The 1,622-nt window shown below is 52.1% G+C and carries 1 protein-coding gene and 1 pseudogene; both read left to right on the top strand.

Going from position 1 to position 1,622, the window contains the following annotated elements; all coding sequences use genetic code 11:
• A pseudogene (locus tag ACIPW4_RS27315) lies at positions 1–966 on the top strand (hypothetical protein); the annotation flags it as partial.
• Positions 963–1,328 (top strand): hypothetical protein, encoded by a 366-nt coding sequence (locus ACIPW4_RS27310; protein WP_400663782.1) that lies wholly within the window; start codon positions 963–965, stop codon positions 1,326–1,328. The pseudogene ACIPW4_RS27315 and the gene ACIPW4_RS27310, both read left to right, overlap by 4 nt.
• The last annotated feature ends 294 nt before the right edge of the window (positions 1,329–1,622 follow it).

The following is a 1,622-nucleotide window of genomic DNA, read 5'->3' as shown; positions in this document are numbered from 1 at the left end:
GCGCGTTCATCAATCCCAGAATGCAGAACTACCACACGCTCAAGGCTGGCCTTGCGCTGAGTGGGCATTCTGCGAACAAGTTCGACGTTCTGAATGCACACATTTACAACAGTGTTGTCAGGAGCGGCGAACTGGTCATAGTCGGTGACTGGTCAACGGCTTCCTGTACCAGCCAGGAGGCCTATCTGATGGCGAACGCTGCCACGACACACATGGGGCTGATGCGCAGCGGGCAAGGTGCCGATGAGTTCTTTCTGGAGAATTTCGAATTGCTCAAGAGTCTGCTTGCCCATGCGTCCATGGGCGCAGGCGTGGTCAGCGATGGCTGGAGCAGGCACCTGAAGGCGATTCAGGACACGTTGCTGGAAATTGAATAGCTGCACCAGGAGTACATGGGGTCATGGGACGCTCAAAGCTCGCGATCAGTTCTATGCCAGGCGTGCGGCGCTGTTTGTGAGGCTGGATGAGCAGTTGAGCAAAATGGCCGCGTTTGGTGCCAGCTTGCGGAATAAAGGGTCTATCAAGAGAACGCTTGGCATCTCTACGAAAAGTTATTTGCATACAGGGGAGATTGCGGGATATGCAGACAAGGTTGCCGGTGTGGGCAAGGCTGCCAACCTGATAAAAAAAGGTAGTTACGTTGGCATCGCACTTGATGTAACAGCGACAAGTCTGGCGATTCGTCAAGCATGCACAATGGGTAGAGAAGATGAGTGCAGACGAGCCAGCTATGTCAATGGTACATCATTAATCGGGGGGCTGACTGGGGGCGGTATAGGCGGATACGTAGGAGGGAATATTGTGGCGCCCGCTGTATGTGCGGCCTTGGGAGTAGGGACTGCCGGCCTGGGAGCTCTGACCTGCGCAGTCATTGGTGGCGCCGCTGGGGCGAAGCTTGCCGGGGACTTCGGAAGTGAAAACGGCGAAATCCTAGGCGAATTCTTATATCACGAGTTATCCAAATGATTACCATAGAGCCGGGCCTGATCGCGCTTGCACTGATCACATCAATGTCAATTGCCGTTGGCGCCCAAATTTTTATTGCACATAAGTACACCGAGCATTTTGAGTCCTTTTTGCCCACCTCTCGTCTTGTATGCGACAACATCAAGAATTATCAGCACGCTGGGCTCCTAGGCAAGACAATAAGGACCGGCCAAATTGCAACGCTACTGGCTATACCCAGGATATTCATCTACAGGGGATATGCTGACATCGAGGAAATAAAAAAATTCCCACGTAACGAAAAGCTTATATTGATAGGACTGTGGGCAAGCCATATTATTTTGTTCAGCGCACTCATATTGTCACACTACCTACCCTCTTGAGTCGGTTCTACACCAGGCGGACGGTTTTCTTTGCCAGGCTGGATGAGCAGTTGAGCAAAATGGCGTTTCGCTACAGTTGTTGTCACTCAGTCTGGTCATCAATCTCAGATGACTGGTTTTGGCCCATGCCGGGCACACTAGGAGCGGGCTTGCCCGCGAAGAGGCCACCGCAGGCTAAGCCAATTTTTCTGAGACCTCTTCCCTACGCGCTGCTCAACCGAGCCACCCGCAAAGCCGATAGGTAATATTTCCTACAACAAACACCCGTCAATGAAATAATTCGACATATCCACA

Origin of the sequence: Pseudomonas sp. NPDC089996 (genome assembly GCF_044748405.1) — a bacterium.
Classification (GTDB): domain Bacteria; phylum Pseudomonadota; class Gammaproteobacteria; order Pseudomonadales; family Pseudomonadaceae; genus Aquipseudomonas.
The sequence above is the reverse complement of the archived record's forward strand: the minus strand, read 5'-3'. Positions and strand labels throughout refer to the sequence as shown.

What these genes read in the sequence shown, in the direction of transcription:
- ACIPW4_RS27310 (WP_400663782.1), top strand. Translation starts at nt 963, where the DNA reads ATGATTACCATAGAGCCGGGCCTGATCGCGCTTGCACTGATCACATCA.